General features: G+C 36.8%; 7 protein-coding genes. 5 read left to right on the plus strand and 2 right to left on the minus strand.

From position 1 onward, the window contains the following. Positions 1-139: 139 nt before the first annotated feature. On the minus strand, positions 140-1,045 hold the full coding sequence (locus FD33_RS07845; RefSeq protein ID WP_025086184.1) for a LysR family transcriptional regulator: 906 nt from the start codon (positions 1,043-1,045) through the stop codon (positions 140-142). 211 nt (positions 1,046-1,256) lie between these two features. Between FD33_RS07845 and FD33_RS07850 the strand changes: the two genes are divergently transcribed. The 5 genes from FD33_RS07850 to FD33_RS07870 are packed head-to-tail and all read left to right on the plus strand — an operon-like array spanning position 1,257 to position 6,039. Then, positions 1,257-2,108, plus strand: a complete 852-nt coding sequence (locus FD33_RS07850; RefSeq protein ID WP_025086185.1) for a sugar phosphate isomerase/epimerase family protein — start codon at positions 1,257-1,259, stop codon at positions 2,106-2,108. A 24-nt stretch (positions 2,109-2,132) separates the two neighbouring features. Then, positions 2,133-2,972 (plus strand): SDR family NAD(P)-dependent oxidoreductase, encoded by an 840-nt coding sequence (locus FD33_RS07855; protein ID WP_025086186.1) that lies wholly within the window; start codon positions 2,133-2,135, stop codon positions 2,970-2,972. 57 nt (positions 2,973-3,029) lie between these two features. Further along, positions 3,030-3,923, plus strand: coding sequence for a shikimate dehydrogenase (locus FD33_RS07860; RefSeq protein ID WP_025086187.1), 894 nt, complete (start codon positions 3,030-3,032; stop codon positions 3,921-3,923). A 3-nt stretch (positions 3,924-3,926) separates the two neighbouring features. Further along, positions 3,927-4,793 (plus strand): shikimate dehydrogenase, encoded by an 867-nt coding sequence (gene aroE / locus FD33_RS07865; RefSeq protein WP_025086188.1) that lies wholly within the window; start codon positions 3,927-3,929, stop codon positions 4,791-4,793. 19 nt (positions 4,794-4,812) lie between these two features. After that, positions 4,813-6,039 (plus strand): MFS transporter, encoded by a 1,227-nt coding sequence (locus tag FD33_RS07870; RefSeq protein ID WP_025086189.1) that lies wholly within the window; start codon positions 4,813-4,815, stop codon positions 6,037-6,039. Positions 6,040-6,215: 176 nt separating this feature from the next. Here the strand turns inward: FD33_RS07870 and FD33_RS07875 are convergent, their stop codons facing one another. Continuing rightward, positions 6,216-6,719: a GtrA family protein gene (locus tag FD33_RS07875; protein ID WP_025086190.1), complete on the minus strand. Its 504-nt coding sequence runs from the start codon at positions 6,717-6,719 to the stop codon at positions 6,216-6,218. Between the last annotated feature and the right edge of the window lie 153 nt (positions 6,720-6,872).

Here is a 6,872-nt window from a genome sequence, read left to right on the forward strand (position 1 = left end):
AGGTATTCATTTACTAATTTAGCTTTGAAATCTGAAGAGTATTTGGTCATAAAAAAGTGCTCCTAAAGTTGTTAGATTATGTCTAACAATTTTAGGGCACTTCATCAGAATGAAAGTTCTGGTTAGTACCTTTTTTGTCTTAAATATTGTTGATCGAAAGTTGTTTACTTTGAGATTTAACGAAATTAACGAAACTAGCAATAGCCGGTTGATTTTCAGTCCTTTTCAGAGTTGCCATGTAAAGGATTCGTTGTTCATTAGGAAATGAAATTGGAATTACTTTGACGGGCATGGTTTGCATGATTGACATGTTAGGGACGATAGCAATACCGAATCCATTGGCAACTAAACCAGCAATGGCCTGATCTTCTTCCACAGAATAGGCACTGATAGGATGACCACCAACCTCACTAAAAAGTTTGTTCATAATGGAATGAAGTCCACTATTTTCTGAAAATGTAACTTGAGGATAATTTAGCGTTTCTGCCAAATTCACACTAGAATGGTTGGCTAAGGCATGATCAATTGGGGTTATGCATACCATTGTTTGTTCAGCGACAGGAAAGAAATTTAAGTCGGGATAATTATCTAAACGAGAACAGAAGGCCACATCATATTTTTTTGCACGTAAACCATTGAGGATATCTGGTGAAAGCCCCGTATCTGTGTTGAATTGAAAATCGACAGTAGGATTCTCGGTAGACTTTAGAAAGCGTTGTGCCATGTCGGGTAACCATTTAATACTCAAAGTACGTAATGATGCCAAACGAATGATTGTTTTTTCTTCATTGAGGCTCTTAGCTTCAGCAATACTTTTGTCTAATGAAATTAGGGATGTGGAAACACTGTTAGCAAATAATCTTCCTTCCGGAGTAAGAGTTACACGTCGTCCATTCCGTTGGAATAAAGTTAGATCGAGTTCTTTTTCTAATGAATGCATAGCTTTGGTCAAACTCGGTTGTGTAATATGTAACATTTTTGCCGTTTGCGTATAATTTTCAGTTCGAGATAAAGCTACAAAATAACGTAGATGATCTAAATTCATAATAAAATATCCCCTTTAAAAGTGAAATCTAGTTAGTTTTGAAATCGCTTTATACAGCCAATATAGCAGAATCTATAACTTTTGGCTATAGATGACTACGATAAAGAGTAATTGGACGATATTTAAAAAAACGGTTACATTGAACTCGTAAATAAATATGTGAATTAAAGAACATGCATGCTAAATCCACAAACTTTTGGAGGAGTTAATTATGACAAAGACACATCCTATTACAGTTAGTTCTTGGACATTAGGTGATAAATGCAGCTTTGAGGATCGTTGTAAAGCCGCTAGTGAAGCAGGTTATGATGGAATTGGACTTCGTGCCGAAACTTATGTTGATGCTTTAAATGAAGGCCTAACTGATCAGGACATTCTCGATATTCTTGCTAAATATAATATTAGATGTACCGAAGTTGAATATATCGTTCAATGGTGTGAAGAACCAAGAACGTATGAACAAAAATATAAGGAACAGATGTGTTTCCATATGTGTGAATTGTTCGGTGTAAAGCATATTAATACTGGATTGATGGAAGATTATCCGATCGACTACACAGCTAAGAAACTTCAAGAATTGGCAGCTAGAGCAGGCAAGTGGATCATCGCACTAGAGCCAATGCCATACAGTGGATTGCCTAACTTGGATAAGACTTGGAAAATTATGCAAAAAGCTAATTGTGACAATGTTTATATGCTTTTGGATATGTGGCACTGGGTCAGAGCCGATCAACCATATGATATATTGACAAAGGAACAAGCAAAACGTGTTATTTCTATCCAATTGGATGATGCATATACAAGACCATATGCCAAATCAATTTTACGTGATGAATCAATGCACGATCGTTTAGCTCCTGGTACTGGGGACTTGGATACAGCGGGATTCGTTAAGATGATCAAAGATGCCGGAGTCGATCCAAAAGTTATCGGTGTAGAAGTGATTTCCGATGCATATATGGCTAAAGGAATCGATTACGTAGCTGATTATACATATAAGAACACAGTTAAGGTTATGGAAGAGGCATGGCCTGAAATTTTGAAGGAAACAGTTACAGCTTAATTAGCAATTGGGAGGTACAAGAATATGAGTGATACATGGTTAGAATTAGAAGGAAAAGTCGTTGTAATTACAGGCGCTGTCGGCGGAATGGGAACAAAGTTCTCTAATGATTTCGCTGAACAGGGAGCCAATATTGTTTTGGTCGACTTATTAAAGGATAAAACAGAAGCCTTAGCTAAAGAAATCTCTGATAAATATGGCGTTAAAACTTTAGCAATTCAATGTAATACCACTGATGAGACAGAAGTTGATGCAGCCGTTAAAGAAGTTGTTGATAAATTTGGAAAAGTTGATGTCTTGGTAAATACTGCTGCCATTTTGAGATTCTCTCCACTAGAAGATTTACGCTTGGACGAATGGAAACAAGCCTTGAATGTCAATATCACAGGTTATTTCTTAATGTCACAAAGATTTGGAAAAGTTATGATCAAGCAAGGTCACGGTACTTTGGTTCATATTTCAACTGCTGCTTCATTATCACCAGAAACATACAGCGGTGCCTACAGCACAACTAAAGCGGCCGTTAATATGATGTCCAAACAGATGGCTGCCGAATGGGGACAATTTGGACTACGCAGTAATTGTGTTCTTCCATGTTTGGTTAAGACACCATTGTCAGAGAATTTCTACAGTGATCCTAAAGTTGAAGACGGCAGAAAACGTTTGGTTGCCAGCAAGCGTATCGGTAATTTGACTGACATCTCTAATACTGTTCTATTTATGGCCAGTGATCGCTCAGATTATACAAACGGTAGTGAAGTTATGGTCGATGGTGGAATTCATATGATGATCTCAGATATGATTCCAAAACCAGGTGGCCGTCGTCAATACGCTATTGATCACCACCAACCAGCTAAAAAATAAAATCAATTAAGAGACTGAGACGAAAGTCTTGGTCCTTTTTTATAAGGAGCGCTTATCATGGAAAAACGTATTTCAGGAACAACAGGTTTATTCACATTATTAGGTTCACCAGTAGGACATTCAGGTTCACCAGCAATGTATAATTTTAGTTTTCAAAAACAAGGATTGGACTACGCCTATTTAGCTTTTGACGTCAAAAAGGAACAGATGCCCCAAGCAATTGATGCGCTCAGGCTATTTAAAGTACGTGGTAGCAATGTCACAATGCCATGCAAAAGTATTGCTGCAGCTTTGGTTGATGACCTTTCACCAGCTGCTAAAATTATTGGAGCTATCAATGTCATTGTGAACGATAATGGTAAACTAACTGGTCACATTACTGATGGAATTGGGTTTGTACGTAATCTGAAAGAAAATGGTGTTGATATTAAAGATAAGAAGTTAGTCGTATTGGGAGCTGGCGGTGCCGCAACGGCTTTACAAGTTCAATGTGCTTTGGATGGTGCTAAAGAAATTTCTATTTTTAATCAAGATGATGAATTTTATCAAAACGCTGAAAAAACTAAAGAAAAAATTGAGCAAGCTAAGCCTGAAGTAAAAGTTAACGTCTACTCACTTAGTGATCAAGCTAAGTTAAAAGCAGAAATTGCCCAAGCCGACATTCTAGTTAATGCGACTATTGTAGGAATGAAACCATTAGATGGACAATCACTAGTTGATAAAAGCTATTTACGTCCTGATTTGGTTGTTGCCGATACGGTTTATAATCCTCTCAAGACAAAATTGATTGAAGACGCTGAAGCTTTGGGATGCACCATCGCTCCCGGTAAAGGAATGTTGTTATGGCAAGGTGCTGCGGCTTACAGTCTATTTACAGGTAAGGAAATGCCAACTGCGGAATATCAGGCCTATGAACAACAACAGGCTAAAGAAACGGTCAAAGAAGGCTAAATCATGGAAGCAAGAATTGATGGTCATACAACAATGTTAGCTCTATTCGGTTCGCCGGTAAGACATTCAGGTTCACCAGCAATGTACAATTATAGTTTTGAACAGGCTGGAATCAATTATGCTTATCTGGCTTTTGATGTTAAAGAAGATGAGATGGATTCAGCTTTGGAAAAAATGCGTATTTTTAATATTCGTGGTGCCAATGTCACAATGCCTTGTAAAAAAATTGCTAGTAAATTGGTTGATAAATTGTCACCAACTGCTCAATTAATTGGAGCTGTTAATACGATTGTAAACGATGATGGTATTTTAACAGGTCACAATACTGATGGAGCCGGGTACGTAGCTAATCTTCGTCAACATGGAGTTGAGCCAAAGGGAAAAGTTTTGACCCTTTTAGGAGCTGGCGGTGCTAGTACTGCCATTGCTGTTCAGATGGCTTTAGATGGTGTCAAAGAAATCCATATCTTTAATCCGAAAGATTCCTTCTATCATAATGCTGAAGTTATTGCCGAAAAAATTATGAAGAGAGTGCCTGATTGTAAAGTTACTGTCGACGATATTAATGATCAGATGGCTTTAGATACGGCCATTAAAAATAGTGACGTTTTAGCTAATGCTACTAAAGCCGGTATGGCACCAAATGTTGATCAGACTAATATCAAAGATACTTCCGTTTTTCGTCCGGGATTAGTTGTTACAGATACGGTTTATAGTCCCGCTGTAACTAAAATGTTGCAGGATGCAAAAGATCATGGTAGCCAAATTATTGGTGGAAAAGGAATGCTAGTTCAACAAGGTGCTGCCGCTTTTAAGCTTTACACTGGCGAAAATATGCCGGTAGATGATGTTAAGAAATTGTTCTTCTAAATTAATGGAGGATAGTAAAATGGTGAATAGTCAGAAAAAGTACTACCCAACTGCTTTTGCTCTATATTTTGCTTATTTTATTTTAGGAATTGCATTATCGATCATGGGACAATATAAAACTGAATTTGCGAAAGCTTGGGGAGCTTCAACACTCTCTAACGGAGCAATCGATGTTTCAATGGTTGTCTCAGTAATTGCCGCTTATGGATTGGGAAGACTATTAGCTTATCCATTTGCCGGTCCAATTTCAGATAAAGTTGGACGCAGAGTTAGTGGCTTAATTGGTATTTTTCTATATGTAGTGTTCTTCTTTGGTGTAATTTCAGTTCACCAATTGTGGATAGCTTATGCAATGGGAATCATCAATGGCGCTGCTAATTCTTTCTTGGATACATGTATTTCTCCAAGTGTTATGGAGATCTTCCCCAAATCAGCTTCAATTGCTAATTTGTTTACGAAGTTCTCAATCACAGTAGCTCAATTTCTTTTACCATTCGTAATCGGCTTAGTAGCCAGTGCCCACTTATCTTATAAAATTATTTTTATTGGTTGTGGCATTTTGATGTTAGCAGATGCTTTCTTAGTAATGTTTTTACCATTTCCACAACAAGAAAAAGCTGCCAAAAGTAAAAATAAGGCTGCAACGAAGCATCATTTTTCGGCTGCTGCGATTGCTTCAATCTTAATTGGTTTTACAAGTTCAACGACTTTTATGATTTGGTTAAATTGTAATCAAGAATTGGGTTCAAGTTATGGTGTTAAGAATCCAAGTCTCTTGCAATCCTTCTATGCCGTAGGTGCAACAGTGGCTGTTTTGTTAACAGCACGCTTGATTCATTTAGGATTGAAAGAAACCACCGTATTAGTTATTTATCCAAGTATTTCCGTTATCATGTTATTACTTTGTTATTTCATAACTAGTCCGATTATTCTTTATATAGGAAGTTTTGTGATAGGATATGCCGCTGCCGGAGGAGTTTTACAATTAGCAACTTCGACAACCATTAGTTTTTTCCCTGAAAGTAAAGGCTTAGCTACCTCATTAGTTATGATAGCTTCCAGTACAGCTAATTATGCCGTTCTATCAGTGGCTGTTTATTTGACAAAGATGACCGGTGCTGATGCTCCAAGAATGATAATTCTTTTAAACGTGGTTATCACAATTATTGGAATCGGTTTGGCCTTGATTGTTAAGCGTCATGAAAGAGTGAAAACTGGTGCGCCAGCAGTTAACTTAGAAAATTAAATATGAAAAATAAAAAGTGATTATTGTAAACGACAAAGCCGCCAACAATAATCACATAGCCGAACACATTTCTATTTCTTATTCCAGACCAAATAAAAACGACCTCTATTAAGAGATTCAGGTAAAGGATATATCTTGAATACTTAATGGAAGCCGTTTTTTTGACTTTAAGCAGATTAATTACGATTTTTAAAAATAAAGAACTTCGAAAGGATATAGTTACCAACGATAGCTAATATTTGACCAACTACCTTAGTACCAGCACCGTTAGCACTCATTAATGAAATACCAACCCAAAGCGTAGCACTTTCAATTAAGAAAGTTAAAATACGTGTGCCGTAGAAAGCCAACATTTCCTTAAAGGCTGTGCTGGATTTGTGGCGGAAAACAATAACTCGATCAACCCAGAAACCAACCTGAACACCCAAGAACCAGGCAACAATGTTAGCAACTTGATAATTGGCCTTGAGTACTCGATAAAGTATAAAGAATGTACCAAAGTTAACTACGACGGAGAGTAATCCCCAAAGTAAGTAACGAACGGCTTGTTTACCATTGCTTTCAGATTCAGCGTAATCTTCAGTTGAGAATACAGGGCCGGCATCATTAATACCTTCAGAAACATCGTCGACAATTTTTGTTAGTGAATTTTCTTCTTCTAAATCAGTTTTTTTATTCATATGTGTATCAACTTCCCCTAGAAATTGTGAATATAATCTTATCTTAAACCTTTTTTAGTGTAGAGAAACAAATATTAAAAGTTTTAAAAAATTAAATATAATGGCGAATTTTATAATCAAGTTAGCCACTTTCAATAAAAGCTCAAAATAAAA

It is taken from the genome of Companilactobacillus paralimentarius DSM 13238 = JCM 10415 (genome assembly GCF_001434985.1).
GTDB lineage: Bacteria > Bacillota > Bacilli > Lactobacillales > Lactobacillaceae > Companilactobacillus > Companilactobacillus paralimentarius.

Excerpts from the sequence above, each read along its gene's own strand:
- aroE (WP_025086188.1), top strand. The coding sequence starts at position 3,927 with ATGGAAGCAAGAATTGATGGTCATACAACAATGTTAGCTCTATTCGGT.
- FD33_RS07855 (WP_025086186.1), top strand. The coding sequence starts at position 2,133 with ATGAGTGATACATGGTTAGAATTAGAAGGAAAAGTCGTTGTAATTACA.
- FD33_RS07875 (WP_025086190.1), bottom strand. The coding sequence starts at position 6,719 with ATGAATAAAAAAACTGATTTAGAAGAAGAAAATTCACTAACAAAAATT.
- FD33_RS07845 (WP_025086184.1), bottom strand. The coding sequence starts at position 1,045 with ATGAATTTAGATCATCTACGTTATTTTGTAGCTTTATCTCGAACTGAA.
- FD33_RS07850 (WP_025086185.1), top strand. The coding sequence starts at position 1,257 with ATGACAAAGACACATCCTATTACAGTTAGTTCTTGGACATTAGGTGAT.
- FD33_RS07870 (WP_025086189.1), top strand. The coding sequence starts at position 4,813 with ATGGTGAATAGTCAGAAAAAGTACTACCCAACTGCTTTTGCTCTATAT.
- FD33_RS07860 (WP_025086187.1), top strand. The coding sequence starts at position 3,030 with ATGGAAAAACGTATTTCAGGAACAACAGGTTTATTCACATTATTAGGT.